General features: G+C 72.7%; 12 protein-coding genes. 2 read left to right on the top strand and 10 right to left on the bottom strand.

What is annotated here, in order from left to right:
* Positions 1-50: 50 nt before the first annotated feature.
* Complete coding sequence (locus ACZ3KJ_RS29815) at positions 51-2,114, top strand: glycoside hydrolase family 31 protein (protein WP_467531500.1); 2,064 nt, start codon at positions 51-53, stop codon at positions 2,112-2,114.
* A 51-nt stretch (positions 2,115-2,165) separates the two neighbouring features.
* Here ACZ3KJ_RS29815 and ACZ3KJ_RS29810 read toward each other — a convergent pair whose 3' ends face one another.
* The 7 genes from ACZ3KJ_RS29810 to ACZ3KJ_RS29780 form a co-directional block, all read right to left on the bottom strand.
* Positions 2,166-2,879, bottom strand: coding sequence for a glycoside hydrolase family 12 protein (locus ACZ3KJ_RS29810; protein WP_467531499.1), 714 nt, complete (start codon positions 2,877-2,879; stop codon positions 2,166-2,168).
* 37 nt (positions 2,880-2,916) lie between these two features.
* Positions 2,917-5,055, bottom strand: coding sequence for a glycosyl hydrolase family 95 catalytic domain-containing protein (locus ACZ3KJ_RS29805; protein ID WP_467531513.1), 2,139 nt, complete (start codon positions 5,053-5,055; stop codon positions 2,917-2,919).
* Positions 5,056-5,234: 179 nt separating this feature from the next.
* Entirely contained in the window at positions 5,235-7,220 is a 1,986-nt protein-coding gene (locus ACZ3KJ_RS29800; protein WP_467531498.1) for a beta-galactosidase, read from the bottom strand.
* Positions 7,217-9,415 (bottom strand): 1,4-beta-glucanase, encoded by a 2,199-nt coding sequence (locus ACZ3KJ_RS29795; protein ID WP_467531496.1) that lies wholly within the window; start codon positions 9,413-9,415, stop codon positions 7,217-7,219. Before ACZ3KJ_RS29795 ends, ACZ3KJ_RS29800 begins: the two co-directional genes overlap by 4 nt.
* Before the next feature lie 388 nt (positions 9,416-9,803).
* Entirely contained in the window at positions 9,804-10,751 is a 948-nt protein-coding gene (locus tag ACZ3KJ_RS29790; protein WP_467531494.1) for a carbohydrate ABC transporter permease, read from the bottom strand.
* Positions 10,748-11,794, bottom strand: a complete 1,047-nt coding sequence (locus ACZ3KJ_RS29785) for an ABC transporter permease (RefSeq protein ID WP_467531492.1) — start codon at positions 11,792-11,794, stop codon at positions 10,748-10,750. The genes ACZ3KJ_RS29790 and ACZ3KJ_RS29785 overlap by 4 nt, the downstream gene beginning before the upstream one ends.
* A 28-nt stretch (positions 11,795-11,822) precedes the next feature.
* Positions 11,823-13,526, bottom strand: a complete 1,704-nt coding sequence (locus ACZ3KJ_RS29780; RefSeq protein ID WP_467531490.1) for an extracellular solute-binding protein — start codon at positions 13,524-13,526, stop codon at positions 11,823-11,825.
* Positions 13,527-13,910: 384 nt separating this feature from the next.
* Here ACZ3KJ_RS29780 and ACZ3KJ_RS29775 point away from each other — a divergent pair, with 384 nt between their 5' ends.
* Positions 13,911-16,748, top strand: coding sequence for a glycoside hydrolase family 3 C-terminal domain-containing protein (locus tag ACZ3KJ_RS29775; RefSeq protein WP_467531488.1), 2,838 nt, complete (start codon positions 13,911-13,913; stop codon positions 16,746-16,748).
* Between the two features lie 84 nt (positions 16,749-16,832).
* On the opposite strand, the gene ACZ3KJ_RS29770 is transcribed toward ACZ3KJ_RS29775, so the two are convergent.
* From ACZ3KJ_RS29770 to gabT, 3 genes are all read right to left on the bottom strand, one after another.
* Positions 16,833-18,278, bottom strand: a complete 1,446-nt coding sequence (locus ACZ3KJ_RS29770) for an aldehyde dehydrogenase family protein (RefSeq protein WP_389520173.1) — start codon at positions 18,276-18,278, stop codon at positions 16,833-16,835.
* Between the two features lie 663 nt (positions 18,279-18,941).
* Positions 18,942-19,622 carry a phosphatase PAP2 family protein gene (locus ACZ3KJ_RS29765; RefSeq protein ID WP_467531486.1) on the bottom strand — a complete coding sequence of 227 codons (681 nt, stop codon included), beginning with the start codon at positions 19,620-19,622 and terminating at the stop codon, positions 18,942-18,944.
* 476 nt (positions 19,623-20,098) lie between these two features.
* Positions 20,099-21,433 carry a 4-aminobutyrate--2-oxoglutarate transaminase gene (gabT, locus tag ACZ3KJ_RS29760; protein ID WP_389520177.1) on the bottom strand — a complete coding sequence of 445 codons (1,335 nt, stop codon included), beginning with the start codon at positions 21,431-21,433 and terminating at the stop codon, positions 20,099-20,101.
* Positions 21,434-21,796: the final 363 nt, after the last annotated feature.

Here is a 21,796-nt window from a genome sequence, read left to right as displayed (position 1 = left end):
CGCGGGGCGGCCCTTGTCTGCACTCCTCCAGGAGCCAGGGAGCACCCCACGTGAATCAGCCTGCCGAAAACCAGACCGGTCTCAGCACCGTGAGCCTCGCGCAGTCCTCCCCCACCGTCGGCACCTTCCGTGAGCGGGACGGCGCCCTGGAGTGGAGCGGCCGTCAGGAGACCCTGCGCATCGAGCCGTGGGGTCCGGACGCGGTCCGGGTCCGGGCGCGGCTCGGCGGTCCCGTCCTCGACGGTCTGCCGGGGGCGCTGCTCGCGGACGCCCCGCCGGCCACCGCCACCGTCAAGATCGAGGACGGCCGGGGCCGGCTGACCGTCGGGGCGCTCACCGTCGAGGTGGACGCCGAGGGCACGGTCCGCTTCCTGCGCACGGACGACCTCGGTGAGCTGCTCGCCGAGGAGCGCGCCCACTTCTGGTGGCCCGGACCGCGCCTGTACACGGCGGTCGGCAACGGCCACCACCGGCTGGAGCAGCGGTTCGCCGCCTACGACGACGAGAAGCTGTACGGCCTGGGCCAGCACCAGCACGGCCGGCTGGACCAGAAGGGGCTGGTCCTCGACCTGATCCAGCGCAACGCCGAGGTCGGCATCCCGGTGCTCACCTCCAGCCGCGGCTACACCCTGCTGTGGAACAACCCGGCGATCGGCCGGGTGGAGCTGGCCGGCAACGGCACGCGCTGGGTGGCGGACTCGGCCCGTCAGATCGACTACTGGATCACCGCGGGCGCCCCGGCCGAGGCGCAGCGCCGCTACAGCGCGGTGACCGGCCGCACGCCGATGCTGCCGGAGTGGGCGGCGGGCTTCTGGCAGTGCAAGCTGCGCTACCGCACGCAGGACGAACTCCTCGCCGTGGCGCGGGAGTACAAGCGGCGGGGGCTGCCGCTCGACGTGATCGTCTGCGACTTCTTCCACTGGACGCACCTGGGCGAGTGGAAGTTCGACCCGAAGGAGTGGCCGGACCCGGCCGCGATGGTCCGCGAGCTGGACGAGCTGGGCGTGAAGCTGGTGGTGAGCGTCTGGCCGTCGGTGTCGCCGCTGAGCGAGAACCACCCGGTGATGGAGCAGCGCGGCTACTTCATCGGCACCCAGTACGGGCCGCTGGCGCACGCCGACTGGCCGGACAAGGAGGTCGCGTCGACGGTCCAGGTGGCCTTCTACGACGCCACCAACCCCGAGGCCCGTGATTTCGTGTGGTCGCGCGTCCGCGACAACTACCTGGCCCCGTACGGCATCAAGGCGTTCTGGCTGGACGCCTGCGAGCCCGAGCTGAAGCCGGGCTTCCAGGAGAACCTGCGCTACTGGGCGGGTCCGGGCCTGGAGGTCGGCAACCTCTACCCGGCCGACAACTCCCGCACCTTCTACGAGGGTCTGCGCGCGTCCGGCGAGGACGAGATCATCACCCTCAACCGGTCGGCGTGGGCGGGCAGCCAGCGCTACGGCGCCGCCCTGTGGTCCGGTGACATCGGCACCGACTTCGCGACCCTGCGCCGCCAGATCGCGGCCGGCCTCAACACCGCGCTGTCGGGCATCCCGTGGTGGAACACCGACATCGGCGGCTTCCACGGCGGCGACCCGGACGACCCGGCCTACCGCGAGGTGATGGTCCGCTGGTTCCAGTTCGGCGCGCTGTCGCCGCTGATGCGCCTGCACGGCTTCCGCGACCCGGGCATGCCGCTGGGCCCGGAGATGACCGGCGGCCCGAACGAGGTGTGGTCCTACGGCGAGGAGGCCGGGGCGATCCTGGAGCGCTACCTGCGGCTGCGGGAGCGGCTCAAGCCGTACGTGCTGGACGTCATGCGGGAGGCGCACGAGGAGGGCCTGCCGGTCATGCGGCCGCTGTTCCTGGAGTTCCCCGACGACCCGGCGGCCTGGGCGGTGGACGACGCCTACCTCTTCGGCCGGGACCTGCTGGTCGCCCCGGTGCTGGCGGCGGGCGCCACGGACCGTACGGCGTACCTGCCGGCGGGCGCGTGGTGGACGGACGCGTGGACGGGTGAGACGTACGAGGGCGGTGCGGCCGTGACGGTCGACGCCCCGCTGGACCGGATCCCGCTGTTCCTGCGGGACGGGGCGCGGCTGCCCGTGGCGGAGGAGCCGCTCCGGTGAGACGGGTGCGGCCGGTCCCCCGGGGAGGGACCGGCCGCACCGTGCGCCGGATCAGCTGCTGCTGACCGTCAGGTTGTTGGTGACGAAGTCCAGGCCGCCGGCCGACGAGGTGATCTCGTAGCCGAACTGCACGTCACCGATGGTCTCGTTGCCGAACCAGCCCTTGGTGTCCTTGATCCACGTAAGGATCGGCAGGATGTTCACCGTGCCGGAGCTGGAGTCGGAGGTGCGCAGGAACGAGTAGACCTCGTTGGCGCCGTTGTTGCCCTTGTAGACGGTCCAGGTGTGGCCGCCGAGGGTGACGTTGCCCTGCGAGGTGCCGAGCGGGCCGACCGCGCCGTTGTAGTTGACCCAGAGCATGATCTCGTAGTCGTAGTCCGTGTCCCAGATGTCGTACGACGTGTTGTACGCGCCCGAGGACGGGACCGTGACGTTGTAGCTGCTGGTGAGCGAGGCGATGGAGGTGATCGTCTTGTTGATCACCTTCTTGCTGTTGGGGTACGACTTGATGCCGCCGGTGTCGGGGTGGTCGGCCCAGACGCCCCAGTTGGTGCCGGAGTTGGCCCAGGTGCACTGGCTGCCGGCGCCGGAGCCCCAGATGTTGTTGTAGAGCGTGTAGCCGTTCAGGGTCGTGTTGCCCCACTGGTCGCAGGTGCTCCAGACCGCGGCGGAGGCGGGGGCGGAGGCGAGGCCGACCGTGGCGCCGAGCGCCAGGGCGGGGGCCAGCAGGACCTTGGCGAGCCTGCTCAGGGTGCGTGTTGCCATGGTGTCCCTTCCATGGGTGGGGGGGAGGTGCGGGGAGTCACCACGCCTCCAGACGGAGGACGTGGTCTTCTCCGGCGACGAGGTCGAGCGGCTGTGCGCCGGAGGAAGTCCGGACGTCGACGCGGTGGCTGCGCGTGGGGCGGATCACCGCGGTGGCGCCGTCGGGGTTCCAGGTGAGGTCGATCTCGGCTCCGAACCGGGTACGGACGCCCCGCAGCCGCCCCCGCCGGTACGCCGCCGGCAGCGCGGGCAGCAGGACCAGGCGGTCCGGGGTGGACTGCACGAGCATCTCGATCAGCACGCCGGGCAGGGTGTGCGCGGCGTCCGCGTTGTAGACGTCCCGGTCCGGGTAGTGCGCGCTCATCAGCGAGGCGTGGAAGAAGTCGCCGTCGAGGACCTGGCCGAGGGCGTGCGCGACCCGTTCGCCGTCGCGCAGCCGGGCCGCGACGAGGGCGTGGTGGAGGTGGCCGTGGGCCGAGTCGTTCTCGGCGCCGCGCAGTTCCAGGGCGCGGTGGGCGGCGGCCGCGAGGTCCGGGGTGTCGTAGGGATTGATCTCGTCGAGGGGCCAGACCGCGTAGAGGTGGCTGAGGTGGCGGTGGTCGTAGGTGTCGCCGAGGCCGGGCCAGGCCCATTCGGCGAGGGCGCCGTCGGCGTTGGTCCGGTGCGCGGGGAGCCGGTCGGCGAGGGCGCGCAGCCGGGCGGCGTCGGCCGGGTGGTAGCGGGCGGCGGTGAGCAGCGCGTGGCGGGCCGCGGAGAGGTCCATGGCCGCGTTGAGGGCGCCCCAGCTCGCGTTCGCGGGCCGGTTCTCCGGCGAGTAGGAGGGGACCACGACGAGCCGCCCGTCCTCGTCGGTGCGGGTGAGGAAGTCCTCGTAGAAGGCGGCGACCTCGGCGAGCGCGGCGGCGGTGCGCGGATCGCGCTCGCCGCGGGTGTCGTCGTGGTCGACGAGCGGCGCCAGCAGCCAGTCGGCGCCGGCGGTCCACAGGTGCAGCGGGTACTCGCGGCTGAAGTGGTACGTCAGCCCGGACTCGCCGTCGGTGTGCGGCGGGGCGACGACGCCCCGGGCGCCGAAGATCGCGCGGGCGTTCTCCCTCCAGTCGGGGAGCTGGCCGTGGATCAGGGAGGCGAGCGCCTCGGTCACCTCGGGCAGGGCGGCGGCGGCCGCGGACGCCGTCTGGAGGTTGACGTTGGCGTCCGTGGTGAACGCGCCCGCCCAGGCGGTGTCCCAGTCGCCCGTCCACAGGCCGGTGAGCCGGGGCGGGAACAGGCCGCTGGCGCTGAGCAGGTGGTAGCGGCCGGCCGCGAAGAGCCGCTCCAGCAGGGCCGCTCCGGGCGGCCGTTCCAGCAGCTCCGAGCCGGGCAGGGCGCGTTCCCCGGCGTCGCCGCCGAGGTCGAGCGTGACCCGTTCGTAGGCGGTGCGGTGCTGTGCGGTGTGGCGGTCGAGCAGGTCGTCGTACGTGTGCTCCGCGAGGAGGGCCCGCAGGGCGCGGGTCTCCTCGGTGACGTCGCCCTCGCCGGTGTGGCGGCGGACCCGGGTGAGGAGGAGGACGGCGCCGGCGCCCTCGACGCGGGCGCCCGGCGCGGCGAGGGACACCCGGCCGCCGGTGACCGCGAGGACGGTGACGCCGGTGTAGGCGCGGTCGCTGTCCGGGTAGCGGGCGCGCAGGGTGAGCACGGCGCCCTCGGGGGTGAGGAGGGTGCCGTGGCCGACGGCCAGTCCGGCCGGTGCGCCGGGGAGCCGGTGGTCCAGGGTGAGGTCGAGGGTGAGGTCGCTGCCGGTGACGTACTGGACGATCACGTCGTCCGCGCGGGAGACGAAGACGCGGCTGGTCCGGTCGCCGTGGCCGGCGGTGTACTCGGCGGTGGTCTCGCCGGTGGCGAAGTCGACGGCACGGCGGTAGCCGGTCCGGTCCTCGGGCGGGCGGCGCAGACGGGTCTGGAAGGCGGGGTGGAAGGGCTGCACCCACTGGAGCGGCCGGCCGTCCGTGAAGCCCTCGGCGGCCGTGAGGTCTCCGGCGAGCAGCCGGTCCTGGAGGGCGCGCAGGCCGGCGGCGAGCTCCGGGGGCCTGGCGTGTTCGCCGCCGTTGGGGCGGACCAGGGTGTGGTGCGTGACGACGACACGGTCGTCGTCCGGGTCTCCGAACACAAGGGCGCCGTGCCGGCCGTTGCCGCTCAGGAAGCCGTCCTCCCAGCGGGCGGCGGGGTGGCGCTCCCAGGTGCCGTGGACGGGGCCGGCGTGAGGGCCGGGGCCGGACGCCGGGCCGGCTTGAGGCGTCGCGGGCGGGGCGGGCGTCGCGGGTCTCGTGGGGCTGGTGGGTCTGGTGGGTCTGGTTGGTCTGGTGGGTCTCGTGGGTGTCATGGGCGCAGTACCGCCGCTCCGTAGCGGCCGAGGGTGAGGGTGTCGGTGACCGTGGTGCCGCTGAGGAGGTCGGTGTGGGTGCCGGGCACCTCGACCGTGACCGGCTCGCGTCCGTGGTGCAGGAGGAACAGCAGCTCCCCGCGGCGTACGGCCTCGACGTCCGCCGGGAGGCCGTCGAGCACGGGGCGGACGCCCGTCCCGGCGGCGATCCGGGCGAGCAGGGCGCGCAGGGTGTCCGGCTCCGGCAGCGTGGAGAGGTACCAGGCGCGGCCGGTGCGCAGGACGGCGGGCAGTCCGTCGAGTTCGCCGCCCTTGTAGGGGATCGTCTCGTCGACGGTGTCCTCGTCGGCCTCGATCTCCTCCGACCACAGGGTGCCGGTGAAGCCGTCGCAGGCGACGGTCTCCCCCTGCTCCAGCGGCCACCACTCGTGCAGGGTGCGGATGCCGAACAGCTCGCGCAGCCGGGCGTCCATGCCGCCGGTGCGGACCCGGTCGTCCTCGTCGGCGACGCCGGTCAGGAAGCCGCTGACGAGGGTGCCGCCGCCCCGGACGTAGGCGAGGAGGTTGTCGATCGCGGTGTCGGTGAGGAGGTAGAGCTGCGGGACGACGACCAGCCGGTATCCGCTGAGGTCGTGTTCGGGGTGGGCGAAGTCGGTGGTGAGGTCCGCCTCCCACAGGGCGCGGTGCCAGGCGTGCAGGACGACCGGGTGGTCCACGCGGTCGGAGAGGCGGCCGGGCTGGGAGCTCGCCCACCAGGCGTGCCAGTCGTGCAGCACGGCGATGTCCGCGCGGACGCCGGCGCCCGCCGCCTCCGGGCCGATCCGGGCGAGGTCGGCGCCGAGCTGCCGGGTCTCCTGGTAGGTGCGGCCCCGCTCCCCCGCGTGGCCGACCATCCCGGAGTGGAACTTCTCCGCTCCCTGGCGGGACTGGCGCCACTGGAAGTAGCAGACGGCGTCGGCGCCGCGGGCGACGGCCTGGAGGGACCACAGGCGGTTCAGGCCGCGCGGCTTGGGGTGGTTCACGGGGCGCCAGTCGACCGCGCCGGCGGCCTGTTCCATCAGCATCCAGGGTCCGCGGGCCTGCGAGCGGGTGAGGTCCTGGACGAGGGCACCGTGCTGGGGGCCGAGCGGGTCGCGCGGGTCGGGGTAGAGGTCGACGGAGACGACGTCCTCCTCCTCGGCCCAGCGCCAGGCGTCAACGCCGAAGAACAGCGGCATGAAGTTGGTGGTGACCGGGATGTGCGGGGTGTGCCGGGCCACGATGTCGCGTTCGGCGGTGTAGCACTCCAGCAGCATGTCGGAGGTGAAGCGCCGGAAGTCCAGCACCTGGGTGGGGTTGCTCAGGTAGTGCGGGGTGCGCGGGGGCAGGACGCCGTCCCAGGTGTCATAGCCCTGGCTCCAGAAGGCGGTGCCCCAGGCGGTGTTGAGGGCGTCGAGGGTGCCGTACCGGTCGCGCAGCCAGCGGCGGAAGGCGGCGGCGGCCTCGTCGCCGTAGTCGTAGGTGCAGTACTCGTTGTTGATGTGCCACAGGGTGAGGGCGGGGTGGGCGCCGTAGCGGGCGGCCAGGTCCTCGGTGATGGCGGCGGCGTACCTGCGGTAGGTGGCGCTGGAGTGCGAGAAGTGCTGGCGGCCGCCCCACCACTCGGTGCGGCCGTCCTCGGTGCGGGGCAGGGTGTCGGGGTGGAGCCGGCCCATCCACGGGGGCGGGGAGGAGGTGGGGGTGGCGAGGACGACGCCGATGCCGTTGTCGTGCATCAGGTCCATCAGCCGGTCCAGCCAGCCGAACTCGCGTGCTCCGGGCGTCGGTTCCAGCTTCGCCCAGGAGAAGACGCCGAGGGTGACGGAGGTGACGGAGGCGTCCCGCATCAGGCGGACGTCCTCGTGCCAGGTCTCCTCCGGCCACTGCTCGGGGTTGTAGTCGCCGCCGAAGAGGACGCGGCCCCGGGTGGTGTCGTGCAGCGTCGGCCTGTTCTCGGATGTCATCGCACGGGCTCCCCGTACTGGATGCCGCGCCCGTTGGTGGCCAGGTAGACCCGGCCGTACACGCGCGGGTCGCCGGTGATCGTCTCGCCGGTCCAGCCCCACTGGTGGGCGTCGTCGTTGACGCGCACCCAGCTCTGCGCCGCGTCGTCGGAGCGGTAGACGGCGGTGACGGTCTCCGTCGATCCGACCTGGTAGAGCGCCGGGTACGCGGCGCCGTCGGCGGCCTTGCCGAAGCCCAGGGTGTAGGAGGCCCAGCAGCTGTCGACCTTCGCGAAGGTGACGCCGCCGTCGGTGGACCGGTACAGGCCGTTCCACTTGGCGCTCAGCCACAGGTCACCGGACCTGCCGGGGGCCGCGACCACCTTGAACTGGCTGTCGCCGGAGGGCAGTCCGGTCGCCCGCGCCGTGAAGGTGCGGCCGCCGTCGGTGCTGGCGAGGAGCGTTCCGGTGTCGGTGTCGTACGCGTAGAAGAGCGCCGGGTCCGCCGGGTCGGCGACCGGTGTGGCGCCCTTCGGGAAGGAGGGGACCTCGGCCCAGGTCGTGCCGTCGTCCGTGGAGCGGTGGGCGGCGTACTTCGTGCCGTCCCAGTGCACGAAGGACCACAGCAGCGCGCTGCCGTCGGCGTTGGTGGCGATCGGCCCCGGAGCGTCCTTGGCCAGGGCGGGCTGCGCGGCGAAGGGCGCCCAGGTCCGGCCGCCGTCGTTCGAGAAGGCGCCGTTGCCGTGGTCGCCCCAGCCGGCGCGGACGACGTACGACGGTCTGGCCGCGGCCTGCGCCAGTCCCGTCGCCGACCCGGTCACGGGGTTGGTGGCCATGCCGCGGGACGGGGACGCGGTGAGCCGCTCGTGGTACATCACGCCGATGTCCCGCGAGCCGCTGATCAGGTGTGCCTCCCCGGCCGGGGGTGACAGCAGCTGGACCACGGACGCCTCCTCCAGGCCGCGGATCCACGGGGCCCAGTTCCTCAGGTCGCGGGTGCCGTAGAGGGTGGCGCCGGTGCCGTACACGAGGTGCCGGGAGTCGTAGGGGTCGACGGCGAGGGCCTGGATCCACCAGCCGAACTTCGGCCGGTCCTCCCCCCACTTCAGGTAGGGCGTCTCCGACACGTCGAGGACGGCGGTGTCCTTCAGGGACGTCCAGGTGCGGCCGCCGTCGGTGGTGCGGTACAGGGTGTCGACCGCCGCCCAGCGGTTGTTGGTGGAGACGACCACGGTGCCGGGGCGGCGGGCGTCGACGGCGACGCCGCCGTAGCCGAAGGAGTCGGTCCCGCCGTCGGCCGTGGTCCCGCCGGGCCGCACGGGCGTGACCTCGGTCCAGGTGCCGGTGCCCGTGGCCAGCCGGTGCACGCTGCCGTCGGACTGGCCGTTGGGGCCGGGCGCGTCGGCGTACGTCACGTACAGCGCGCCGGTGTGCCGGTCGTACGCGGCGCGGACCGGGACCTGGGCCGCGGTGCCGGCGGGCTGCCCGGGGACGGCCTCCCAGGTGGTGCCGTCCGTGGTGCGGAAGAGGTTCACGGAGGCGCCGTCCCCGTCGCCCCAGCCGGCGTAGACGGCCCGGCCCGCGGCGACGAGGAGGGTGACGCCCTGGCCGCCGGCGCTCGCGCCGGCGGGGAAGCCGGGGACGGCGGCCCATGTCGCGCCCCGGTCCGTCGACCGGAGGAGCCCGTCGTGCCGGGTGCCCAGCCACAGGGTGTCGCTGTCGCGCGGGTCGACGAGCAGGCGCTCGCCGCAGCCCCGGCCGTCCTCGTTGGCGCCGAGCTTCACGGTGAGGTCGGTGCGGGTCCAGGTGGCGCCCCGGTCCTCCGACCGCAGGACCGCGCCGTTGCCGGCCCAGGACTGGGCGTAGGTGCCGACGGCGAGGTAGAGGCGGTCGGGGTGCGCCGGGTCGACGGCGAGGGCCTCGACGCCGAGGAGGTTCCAGTCGTCCCAGCCGAGGTGGTCGGTCAGCGGGGTCCAGCGGGCCGCGCGGTCGTCCCAGCGGTAGGCGCCGCCGATGTCGGTGCGGGCGTAGGCGAGGCCCTGGACGGCCGGGTGGAAGAGGACGCCGGTGATGAAGCCGGTGCCGCCGATGACGGCGTTGCGCCAGCGGTAGGGCACCGGGTCGCCGGCTGCGTGGGCACTCCCCTGCCCCACCGGGAGCGTGGTGAGCGCGGCGGCGGCTGCCGTGCCGGCGAGGACGGTGCGGCGGCTGAGCATGGGGGTTACCTCGCAGGGGTCGGGGTCGGGGTCGGTAGTTGTCGGGGGCGGGGTGCTGGTGCCGGGGGGTGGGGTGCGCGGCCCGGCGCTTGCGGGGTGCTGGTGCCGGGGGGGCGCGGCCCGGCGCTTGCGGGGTGCCTCCCCCACTCTCGGCTTCGCTCGAGCGAGGGGACCCCCATCGCCCACCCGTGCCGCCCTGCGGCACGACTGCCCGCGGCTGCGGCTGCGGCTGCGGCTGCGGCTGCGGCTGCGGCTGCGGCTGCGGCTGCGGCTGCGGCTGCGGGGAGCGTGACTGCACCCCCTAGGGGCGCGGGGAACTGCGCGACCGGCCACCGACGGCCCGCGGCCGTACGCCGACCCGCACCCCCCGCCACCGCAGACGAGGGCGTCAGCCCTTCACCGCGCCCGTCAGCATCCCCTTCTTAAAGTGCTTCTGCACGAACGGCGACAGCACCGCCACCGGCAGCAGCGCCATCACCATGACGGCCATCTGCACGGCCAGCCCGGACAGTTCACCGGTCTTGATGGCCTGGCCCAGGCCGACCGGGGCCTCCTGCTTCTGCACGAGCTGGATCATGACGTTCTGCAACGGCATCATGTCCTGGTCGTTGAGGTAGATCGAGGCGTTGAACCAGGCGCTCCAGTAGCCGACGGCGTAGAAGAGGGTGATGACCGCGAGGACCGCACGGGACAGCGGCATCACGATCTGCCACAGGATCCGGACGTCCCCCGCCCCGTCGATCCGCGCGCTGTCGATCAGCTCCTGCGAGATCCCCATGAAGAACCCGCGCAGGACGAGGATGTTGAAGACGCTGATCGCGCTCGGCAGGATCAGCGCGAGGTAGGTGTCGGTCAGGCCCAGCGACTGCACCAGCAGATAGGTGGGGATCAGGCCGGCGCTGAAGAACATCGTGGCCAGCAGGATCATCAGCAGCCAGCGGTGGCCGAGCGAGCCCGTGCGGGAGAGCCCGTAGGCGCACAGCACGGACACCGTCATCGAGAACGCCGTACCGACGACCGTGATCAGGATGCTGATCACCGCCGCGCGGGTCACCTGGCCGCCGCTGAGCAGTTCCTGGTAGGCGACGAAGGTGATGCCCTTGGGGATCATCACCAGGCCGCCCGCCTCGTCGATCGTCCGGCGGGAGGAGAGGCTGGTGACGACGACGATCCAGAGCGGGAAGAGGATGGCGAAGCAGGCCAGTCCCAGGACCAGTCCCTTGCCCGCCAGGCCCACGCGGGTGGGTTTCTCCTCCCACACCGGCCGCGGCGGTGCGGCCCAGCGGCCGGGCCCGGCCGCCGGCTCGTCCAGCGGCTTGTCGATCACGGCACTCACTTCTTGTACACCCCCTGCTCGCCCATCAGATGGGCCACCTTGTTCGCGGCCAGGACCAGTCCGAGGCTCACCACGCCCTTGATCAGCCCGGCGGCGGCCGCGTAGCCGAAGTCCTGGTTGCGCACGCCGTTCCACCAGACGAAGGTGTCGAGGACCTCCGCCGCGCCCGGTCCGACGGCGTCGCGCTGGAGGAGGATCTGTTCGAAGCCGACGGTGAGGGCGTCGCCGACGCGCAGCACCAGCAGCAGGGCGATCACCGGGCGCAGCGCGGGCAGGGTGACGTGCCACATCCGGCGCCAGCGGTTCGCGCCGTCCATCGCGGCGGCCTCGTACAGGTCCGGGGGGACCGAGGCGAGCGCGGCGAGGAAGACGATGATCCCCCAGCCGGCGTCCTTCCACACGCTCTGCGCGGTGACCAGGAACTTGAAGGTCTCGGGGTCGGTCATGATGGCGAGACCGTCGTAGCCGTGCTGGCGCAGCAGCTGGGAGAGCAGGCCGGCGCCGCCGAACAGCTGCTGGAAGACGGCGATGACGAGCACCCACGAGAAGAAGTGCGGCAGGTAGAGGATCGCCTGCGAGATCGCCCGCACCCGGGGCCTGACCACGCTGTTGATGAGCAGCGCGAGGAGGATCGGGATGGGGAAGTACAGCACCAGCTGGAGGACGAAGAGCACCAGGGTGTTGCGCAGGGCGTCCCAGAAGGCGGAGTCCTCGAAGATCCGCTGGAAGTTCTCCAGGCCCACCCAGGGGCTGTTCAGGATGGAGACGACCCCGTTGTCGCTGATGTAGGGGTCGTACTCCTGGAAGGCCACGACGTTGCCGAGGATCGGCACGTAGTTGAAGAGCAGGACCAGCAGGACGGCCGGCAGGGACATCAGGATCAGGACGCGGTCACGTCTGAACCTGAGCCGCAGGCCGAGCTTTCCCTGTGGTCGGTTGCGCCGGAGGCCGGTGGCGCCGCCGGACGCCACCGGTGTCTCGTCGCCGGTCTTCTCCGGTGTGCTGGCCTCGGTCCCGCTCCGGGGCACCGTGCTGTGCGACACGGCCGTTCTCCTTGCCTCGGTGCCTCGGTCAGCTCGCCGACGAGCCGTTGTCGTCGAGCAGCTTCTGGTACCAGTCGCGCAGCTTGTCGCCGCCCTTGCTCTTCCAGTCGGACACGGCCTGCTGCATGTCGGAGATCTTCTTGCGGCCGCGGATGATGTCGTCCTCGAGCTGCTCGAAGTCGTTCATGAGGTTGGTGTAGCGGGCGGGCTCGGTGATCTGCATGCCGTAGAAGGAGGACTTCTTGGTGTGGGCGCCGACCCTCTGCTGCCACTCGACCTGTCCCTTGGCGACCTCGGGGAAGTCGGGGTGGGCGAGGGTCGAGGCGGGGCTGGCGATCATCACGTAGGCGTTCAGCACGTCGATGTTGCCCTGGTCGTTCTTGACCGGGACGCCGTCCTTGAGGGTGTAGTGGGTGCCCTCGACGCCGTAGTTGGTCATCATGAACTCCTTGGTGCCGTACGGCGCGGCAGTGACGTTGGCGACGGCCAGCGCGTCACGGACGACCGCCTCGGACGCCTTCTTGTTGACGAAGGCGAAGATGCTGGCCGGGTTCTTGGCCCAGAAGGTGGGGGTGCCCCCGTCGTGGGCGAAGAGGTCCATGCCCCACACCTGGAACTCCGGGTTCTGGGCGGCCTGTTCGGCGGTGCGGCTGTACCACTGCGAGATGTCCTGGTTGTAGATGAGGAACTCGCCGGCCGCGAACTTCGGTCCCGGGTCGGTGGCGTTGCTCTTGCCCAGTTCGGCGTCGGGGTGCACGAGTTCGTCGGCGAACAGCTTGCGCGTCCACTCGATCGCCTCCAGGTACTCCTGGGTCTCGATGCGGTTGATCAGCTTGCCGTCGACGACGTTCCAGCCGAGCGCCTTCTCGTCGCCGGAGAGGACGCCGAACATGTTCCAGGCGGTCCACTTCATGTCGAGGCAGGCCCACCGCTTGGCCTTGGCGTTGGTGATCTCCTTGGCCAGGGCGTAGAACTCGGCGGCGGTGGTGGGGACCGCGTACCCCTCCTTGTCGAAGATGTCCTTGCGGTAGAGGGGAACGATGTTGGAGACGTACGACGACGGCATCGGCAGGCCGCGCAGCGCGCCGCCGAAGAGGGAGCGCTGCCAGGCGTCGGTGGGGATCGCGGCGAGGTTCGGGTACTCCTTGACGGCGTCGCCCGAGAGGTAGGGGCCCAGGTCGGCGAACTTGCTGATGATCGCGCTGGGTATCTTGCCGGTCATGTTCCAGCCGGGGACGACCACGACGTCCGGCACGTCGCTGGAGGCGAGGACCGCGCCCAGCTTCTGGTCGTAGGTGTTGCCGTCCTGGTTCTGCCAGACGACGTCGACGCCGATCAGGTCGTTCATCGACGTGTAGTAGGCGTTGTCGGCCTTCGGCGGCGAGCCCCAGAACGGCGACATGACGGTGACCTTGCCGCCCTTGCCCAGCTTCTTCGGCACCGAGGTCTTGAGGTTCGCCAGGTCCAGCTTGCTGGTGAAGCCGATCGAGGAGCCGTTCTTGGACGGGATGTCGGGCGTCACCACGTGGGAGGCGACGTAGGCCGGCAGGAGCTTCTTGGCGTCCTTGCCCGAGGTGGTGCCGTCGCGCGACCCGCTGTCCGTGCCGCCGCAGGCGGCGAGCAACGGCATCCCTCCGGCCACCGCTGCGGTGGCGACCGCCGTGGAGGCGAGGAAGCTTCTCCGGCTGGGCCCGGAAGGACCAGAAGAGGGGGAAGCGGCGTTCGGCGTCATTGCGTCAACCCTTCATGGCGCACCAGGACACCCGGCGGTGGCCGTCGGCTGCGGTGTCTCGAGTGGAACTGGCTGAGCTGAAGCGGTCCCCGTCCCCGGTCGTCGGAGGATTACCCGCCCCGTGGCGGCGACCCCGTACACCGGAAGAATCGTCGAAGCGCTTCGATGTTGCTGCGAGGTTAAGTGAAGGGATGGGGGTGCACAAGGGTCGCTTCCAAGATTCCTCCGAGGTGTGCGGGTTCGGTGCACACTCATGTACGGCTTGAAATGCAGCCTATGAGTCGGAGTTGTTGCCGAGGGATGTCTTGACACCCGCCCTGCCCCCGAATGAGCATCGAAGCGCTTCGAAAGCGACTGCTCGCTCCAGTGCAAAGGGATCACCACGTGACCGCACCCACGCCGCCCACGCCGCCTTTCCGCGATCCGCACCTGCCGTTCGCGAAGCGCATCGACGATCTGCTGTCGCGGCTGACCCTGGACGAGAAGGTCTCCTTCCTGCACCAGTTCGCCCCGGCCGTGGAGCGGCTCGGCCTCGCCGGGTTCCGCACCGGCCAGGAGGCGCTGCACGGCGTGGCGTGGATGGGCCCGGCGACCGTGTTCCCGCAGGCCGTGGGGCTGGGCGCGACCTGGAACCCGGAGCTGGTGCGCCGGGTCGGCGAGGCCGTCTCCCGGGAGGTGCGCGCGATGCGGGCCCGGGACGAGCGCGTCGGCCTCAACATCTGGGCGCCCACGGTCAACCTGCTGCGCCACCCCCTGTGGGGCCGCAACGAGGAGGGCTACTCGGAGGACCCGAAGCTCACCTCCGCCATCGCCACCGCCTACACGCACGGTCTGCGCGGCGGACATCCGACGTACTGGCGCACGGCCCCGGTCCTCAAGCACTGGCTGGCCCACAACAACGAGACCGGCCGGGACGTCACGTCCTCCTCGGTCCGCCCTCGCGTGCTGCACGAGTACGACCTGCGCGCCTTCCGGGAGACGGTCGAGGCGGGCGCGGTGGCCGGCGTGATGCCCGCGTACAACCTGGTCAACGGCCGCCCCAACCACGTCTCCCCCTACCTGCGGGAGCAGCTGCGGACCTGGACGGAGGAGGAGCTGCTGGTCTGCTCGGACGCGGGCGCCCCCTCCAACCTGGTCGACTCCGAGCACTACTTCGACACCCACGAGGAGGCGACGGCGGCCTCGCTGACCGCCGGCGTGGACAGCTTCACCGACCACGGCACGGACGGCTCGAAGATCACCGCGCGGGTGCGGGGCGCCCTGGAGCGGGGCCTGCTGACCGAGGCCGACGTCGACACGGCGGTCCGCCGCCAGCTCTCGGTCCGCTTCCGGCTCGGCGAGTTCGACCCGGGCGAGGACCCGCACGCGGGCACCGGCGCGTTCGACACCCCGGACCATCGGGCCCTCGCCCGGGAGGCCGCCGAGCAGGCCGTGGTGCTGCTGCGCAACGACGGCGTGCTGCCGCTGGCCGCCGGCACCCGGCTCGCCGTGGTCGGCCTGCTCGCCGACGAGTGCAAGCTCGACTGGTACAGCGGCACCCTGATCCACCGCTCCACCCCGCTGGAGGGGCTGTACGAGCGGTTCGGCGCCGAGCGGGTGGAGTTCGCCGAGGGCGTCGACCGGGTCCTGCTGAGGACCGCCGCGGGAGCCTTCCTGGCGGTGCCGCCCGCCCCCGAGGCCGCCGACGCGGCGCGCGGCGCCGAGGGCGCCCTGGACCCGGCGCTGCTCGCCGGCCGCACCGACCTGCCCCCGCTCACCACCGACGCCTCCGGCACCGAGCTGGCGCTGGCCGACTGGGGGGAGGGCGTCCTCACCCTGCGCGCGCCCGACGGCCGGTACCTCTCGGTCGCCGACGACGGCTTCCTGCGCGCCTCCGCCGACCAGCCCGGCGGCTGGGTGGTGCAGGAGACGTTCCGCCTCGAAGCCCATGGGAACGGTCACCTCCTGCGGCACCTGGGAACGGGTCGCCACGTCTCTGTCACCGCCGACGGCGTGAAGGTTGCCGAGGAGGATCCCGAGGTCTTCGAGATCGTCGTCGTCGAGAGCGGCGAGGACGCGGTGACCCGGGTCACCGCCGAGGCCGACGTGGTCGTGGTGGTGGCGGGCAACGACCCGCACATCAACGGCCGGGAGACCGAGGACCGTACGACCCTGCGGCTGCCGCCGCACCAGGAGCGCCTGCTGGCGGCGGCCCGCGCCGCGAACCCGCGCACGGTGCTGGTGCTGACGTCGGCGTACCCGTACGCGGTCGAGCCGGAGCACCTGTCCGCGGTGGTGTGGACCGCGCACGGCGGGCAGGCCGCGGGGACCGCCCTGGCGCGGGTGCTGGCCGGTGACGTCTCCCCGGCGGGCCGGCTGCCGCAGACCTGGTACGCCGACGACGCGGACCTGCCCGACCTGCTCGACTACGACGTGATCGGCTCCCGCCAGACGTACCTGTACTTCGAGGGCACCCCGCTGTTCCCGTTCGGGCACGGCCTGTCCTACGCGTCCTTCGCCTACGCCGGCCTGGCGGTGGCCGTCGGCGAGGACGCGGCGCGGGTCTCCTTCACGGTGACCAACACGGGGGAGGTGACCGCCGACGAGGTCGCCCAGCTCTACGTCCGCGCGGTGGAGCCGTCGGTCCCCCGCCCGCGCCGTGAGCTGCTGGACCACCGCCGGCTCACGCTGGCCCCGGGCGAGCGGCGGGAGGTCTCCTTCGAGGTGCCGCTGTCCGCCTTCGCGTTCTTCGACGTGGCCCGGGGCGGTCCGCGCCTCGAACCGGGCCCGTACGACCTGCTGGTCGGCGCGTCCAGCGAGGACGTCCGGCTGCGGGCGACGGTGACGCTCGACGGCGAGGCGGGCGCCCCGCGTCCCGTCCTGCGCGAGGGGCTGGCCGCCGTCGGCTTCGACGAGCAGAGCGGGACCGAGATCGTGGACCGGTCCAAGACGGCGGGGGACGCGGTGACGCCGACGGCCGGCGGCACGGGCGAGCTGCTCTACCGCGCCTGCGACTTCGGGAGCGGCACCACGGCGGTGAGCGTGGAGGTGGCCGGCGAGGGCACGGTCGAGGTCTTCCTGGACGGCGGTACGGCCCCGGCGGTGCTGACGCTCGGCACGCCCACGCCGGGCCCGTACGACTACACCACCCTCGACGCCCCGTTCACCGCGGACGGGGTGCGCGATCTGCGGATCAGGCTGCGCGGCCCGCTGCGGCTCGCGCTCGTCGGCTTCTCCGGTTGAGGGTCCGGACCAGGCCGACGCGGAGAAGGGGCCCGGCACCGGAGTTCTCCGGTGCCGGGCCCCTTCGGGGCTTCGTCGAGCGGGCTAGAGGGCGAGCCCGGTGAGGACCAGAACGCGCTCGTAGGTGTAGTCGTCCATGGCGAACCGCACGCCCTCGCGGCCCACCCCGGACTGCTTGGCGCCGCCGTACGGCATCTGGTCGGCGCGGTAGGACGGGACGTCGCCGATCACGACACCGCCGACCTCCAGCGCGCGGTGGGCGCGGAAGGCGACCTGGAGGTCGTGGGTGAACACGCCCGCCTGGAGGCCGTACTTGGAGTCGTTGACGGCGTCGAACGCCTCGGCCTCGCCGTCCACCCTGCGCACGGTGAGGACCGGCCCGAAGACCTCCTCGCAGGCGATGGTGACGTCCGCCGGTACGTCGGTGAGGACGGTCGGCGCGTAGGAGGCTCCGTCGCGCTTGCCGCCGGTGAGCAGGGTCGCGCCCGCGGCGACGGCCTCGTCCACCCAGGTCTCGACGCGCTTGGCCGCGTCCTCGCTGACCAGCGGGCCGACGTCGGTGCCGTCGTCGGACGGGTCGCCGGTGGCCTGCGCCTCGACGGCGGCGACGATGCGCGGCAGCAGCCGGTCGTACACCGACGCGTCGGCGATCACCCGCTGCACGGAGATGCAGGACTGGCCGCCCTGGTAGTTGGAGAACGTGGCGATGCGGGTGGCGGCCCAGTCGAGGTCGGCGTCGCTCGCCCAGTCGCCGAGGACGACGGCCGCGCCGTTGCCGCCCAGCTCCAGGGTGCAGTGCTTGCGCGGCACCGAGTCCATGATCGCGTAGCCGACCTTCTCGGAGCCGGTGAAGGAGATGACCGGCAGCCGCTCGTCCTGGACCAGGGCGGGCATGCGGTCGTTGGCGACCGGCAGGATGCTCCAGGAGCCGGCGGGCAGCTCGGTCTCGGCGAGCAGCTCACCGATGACCAGACCGGACAGCGGGGTGGCGGGGGCCGGCTTCAGGATGATCGGCGCGCCCGCCGCGATCGCCGGGGCGACCTTGTGGGCGCACAGGTTCAGCGGGAAGTTGAACGGCGCGATGCCGAGCACGACGCCCTTGGGGAAGCGCCGGGTGAGGGCGAGACGGCCCTGGCCGCCGGCGTCGGTGTCGAGCCGCTGGGCCTCGCCGCCGTTGAACCGGCGGGCCTCCTCGGCGGCGAACCGGAAGACGGAGACCGCCCGGCCGACCTCGCCGCGCGCCCACTTGATCGGCTTGCCGTTCTCGGCGGAGATCAGCTGCGCGATCTCCTCGGTGCGCTCGACGAGCCGCTTGCTGACGTGGTCCAGGGCGGCGGCACGGACGTGGGCCGGGGTGGCGGCGAACTCGTCCCGCACGGCGTACGCGGCGGCCACGGCCTCCTCGACCTGCGCGTCCGTCGGCACGCTGACCCGGCCGACGAGACGGCCGTCCCACGGCGAGGTGACGTCGAAGCTGTCCTCGCCGGTGGCCTGGCGGCCGGCGAGCCAGAAGGCGTGGGTGGAAGTCATAGTCGAGTCCCGGCCCTTCCGCGTAGGGGGTGTGCTGGTTTTCCTCGTCCACCGTAGGGGCGGGGAGGCGGAAGGGCGTTTGTCCGGGACGTAGTGGTACGGGCCGTGGATGCGCCGCTTTGGCATGGTCGGCGGGGCACGGCCGACCGTGTGACGCGGGTACCGCGCCGGGTGCCGAGCCCCTCCTGCGCCGGGACTGCACCGCCTCGACGCGGTCAGGGGAGGCGCCCAGGGCGCGCGCACGGCCGGGACAAGTGCCGGGCACGGCCGGGACAGGTACCGGGTACGGTCCGCCCACGGCTGGACGCGGTCGTCCGGCAACCGGACGGCCGCGGAGGGGCCCGGCGCGGCGGCTCGGCACCGGGGCCCGGCGCACGGCTCGACACGGACACATCCCCCGCGCCCGGGGCGACGCGGAGGCCCGGTCGGCGGCTCGGCGCGGTCGCTCGCCCGCCGGTGGGCGGAGCGCGCCCCGGGCGGGCCGGGGTGCGCGCCCGGACGGGCCAGGCTGCTCGCACGGACGAGCCGGGGTGCTGACCGGCCGGGGTGCCCGCCCAGACGAGCCAGGGTGCGCGCACGGACGGCGGGCGCACCGCCCGGCACGCGCCGCTCACCGCGGATACCCCGACCGGTGGCCCGGCGTGCGGGCATGCGGGCATGCGGTTACCGTGCGAGGCGTCGCAGCAGCAGCCACAGGGCGCCCAGCAGCGCCACGCCGAGGCACCAGCTGGCCACCACGTCCAGCGGCCAGTGGTAGCCCTGGCGGACCAGCCCGAAGGAGACGGCGGCGACGAGGGCGGCGGCCGTGGCGGCGACCGCGCGGCGCGCGAGCGCGGTGACCAGCCAGGGCAGCAGGACCAGGGCGGCGGAGCCGTAGGCGAGGGCCGCCGTCGCCGTGTGCCCGGAGGGGTAGTAGCCGGTGGCCGGCGGCACGGCGGGCGTGCCCGGCCGGTCCGTCCACTCCTTCAGCGGGAGCACGATCAGCGGCAGCAGCGCCATCAGCACCGCCACGCCGACGGGCGGCAGCCACCAGCGCCCGACGCCCGCGGCCCTCCCCCTCCGGGCGGTGTACCAGACGACCAGTACCAGCACGGGCACCGCGACCGACACGTTGCCCAGGTCGGCGAGGAGTTCGCAGACCCGGTCCCGGTGGACGAGCGCCCGGCTGAGGCGTTCGTCCGCCCGCAGCAGCGGGCCATCGGCGACGACCTGCCAGGTGAGCAGCGTGAAGAGAAGGGCGGGCAGACCGAACAGGAGGGCGAGGAGGCCGGGGCGCGGAGCCGGAGTCCCGGCGTCCGGCGACGCGGACGCGTGCTCGGTCCGCCGGCGGAGGCGGGTCGACATGGAGCCCAGCTTGCCAGGCGGGGGCGGGAAGGGCTGCCGGGAGCCGCGGGCCGCCCCGGAGGCATGACGAAGACCCCGGAGCGCGTCCGGGGTCGGTCTTCCGTGGTCTGTACCGGAGAAGGAGGTCGGCCACCCCGGAACAGGGGGGATGGTTCCGAGGTGGCCGTCCGGACCGGGGCGCCGGCCGCCCCGGGGGGTCTGGGGCGGACGACTGTCCGATCGGTGAGGAGATCCGGAGCCAGAGGCTCCGTCGGTGTGCGCGAGGCACGACCAGGTCGAAGCTGGGGAGGCTCCGGCCCGGGTCCACCCGTGGTCGCCCGCGGGTGGGGTGTATCTCTCATCTGGGGAGAACCTACGGCAGTGACTGCCGGGACGACAGGGCGATCCGGCACCCGCCATCCACCTCGCACACCTTCTTCACACGCTCTGCCCGGCCCGGAATTCCGTGGCTCCCGGACCGGGCGCACAGGGCCCGCTCAGATACCGGCGAAGGCCTGCTCGATGATGTCGAGCCCCTCGCCCAGCAGGTCGTCGCCGATCACCAGCGGCGGCAGGAAGCGCAGCACGTTGCCGTAGGTGCCACAGGTCAGGACCAGCAGTCCCTCCTGGTGGCAGGCCTTGGCGAGCGCGGCGGTCGCCTCGGGGTTCGGCTCCTTGGTCGTACGGTCCTTGACCAGCTCGATGGCGATCATCGCGCCGCGGCCGCGCACGTCGCCGATGACGTCGAACTTCTCGGCCATGGCGGTGAGGCGGCCCTTCATGATCGCCTCGATGTTCTTCGCCCGGGCGTTGAGGTCCAGCTCCTTCATCGTCTCGATCGAGCCGAGCGCGCCCGCGCAGGCCACCGGGTTGCCGCCGTAGGTGCCGCCCAGGCCGCCCGCGTGGGCGGCGTCCATGATCTCGGCGCGGCCGGTGACGGCGGCGAGCGGCAGACCGCCCGCGATGCCCTTGGCGGTGGTGATCAGGTCGGGGACGATGCCCTCGTCCTCGCAGGCGAACCACTGGCCGGTGCGGCAGAAGCCGGACTGGATCTCGTCGGCGACGAAGACGATGCCGTTGTCCGCGGCGAACTGCCGGATCGCCGGCAGGAAGCCCTTGGCCGGCTCGATGAAGCCGCCCTCGCCGAGCACCGGCTCGATGATGATCGCGGCCACGTTGTCCGCGCCGACCTGCTTGGTGATCTGGTCGATGGCCTGCGCGGCGGCCTCCGGGCCGGCGTTCTCGGCACCGGTCGGCCAGCGGTAGCCGTAGGCGACCGGGACGCGGTAGACCTCGGGCGCGAACGGGCCGAAGCCGTGCTTGTACGGCATGTTCTTCGCCGTCAGCGCCATGGTGAGGTTGGTCCGGCCGTGGTAGCCGTGGTCGAACACGACGACCGCCTGCCGCTTGGTGTACGCGCGGGCGATCTTCACGGCGTTCTCGACGGCCTCGGCGCCGCTGTTGAACAGCGCGGACTTCTTGGCGTGGTCACCCGGGGTGAGTTCGGCGAGGGCCTCGGCGACCTCCACGTAGCCCTCGTAGGGGGTGACCATGAAACAGGTGTGGGTGAAGTCGGCGAGCTGCGCGGAGGCACGGCGTACGACGGCCTCGGCGGACGCGCCCACGCTGGTCACCGCGATGCCGGAGCCGAAGTCGATGAGGCGGTTGCCGTCGACGTCCTCGATGATGCCGCCGCCCGCGCGCGCGGTGAACACCGGCAGCACGGAACCCACGCCCTGCGCGACCACGGCGGTACGCCGGGCCTGCAACTCCTGCGACTTCGGGCCGGGGATGGCGGTGACGACGCGGCGCTCCTGCGGAAGTGCGGTCATGGGGTGCTCCCTGATGGTCTTGCGTACCGGGTGGTCCGGGATGGTCTTGCGTACCGGGTGGTCCGGCGGGGTGCGCGGTCCGGGGTTCTCCGGAGGTGCGTGCGGCGGACACAGTGCTCTCTTCTCGCAGGCTAGGGCGACGGACGGAGGGTCGGCATGCTCCATGTGGGCGTTGTCGGCGGTGCCGGTTGTCCGCGGTGGACATAGTCGCCCGGCAGGCCCCCGCCCCCGCCGGGCGGCCGCCCCGGCCGTGTGAACGGTGGACTCTTCCTGCCGGGGCGTTAGATTGACTCGGCGATGACGGACGGAGCGGCTGGTCAGGGGGCAAGGGCGATGGACAGCGACGGGACGCAGGACGCACGG

Source organism: Streptomyces sp. NPDC003248 (genome assembly GCF_055563235.1).
This window is presented reverse-complemented; position numbering and strand designations above follow the sequence as displayed.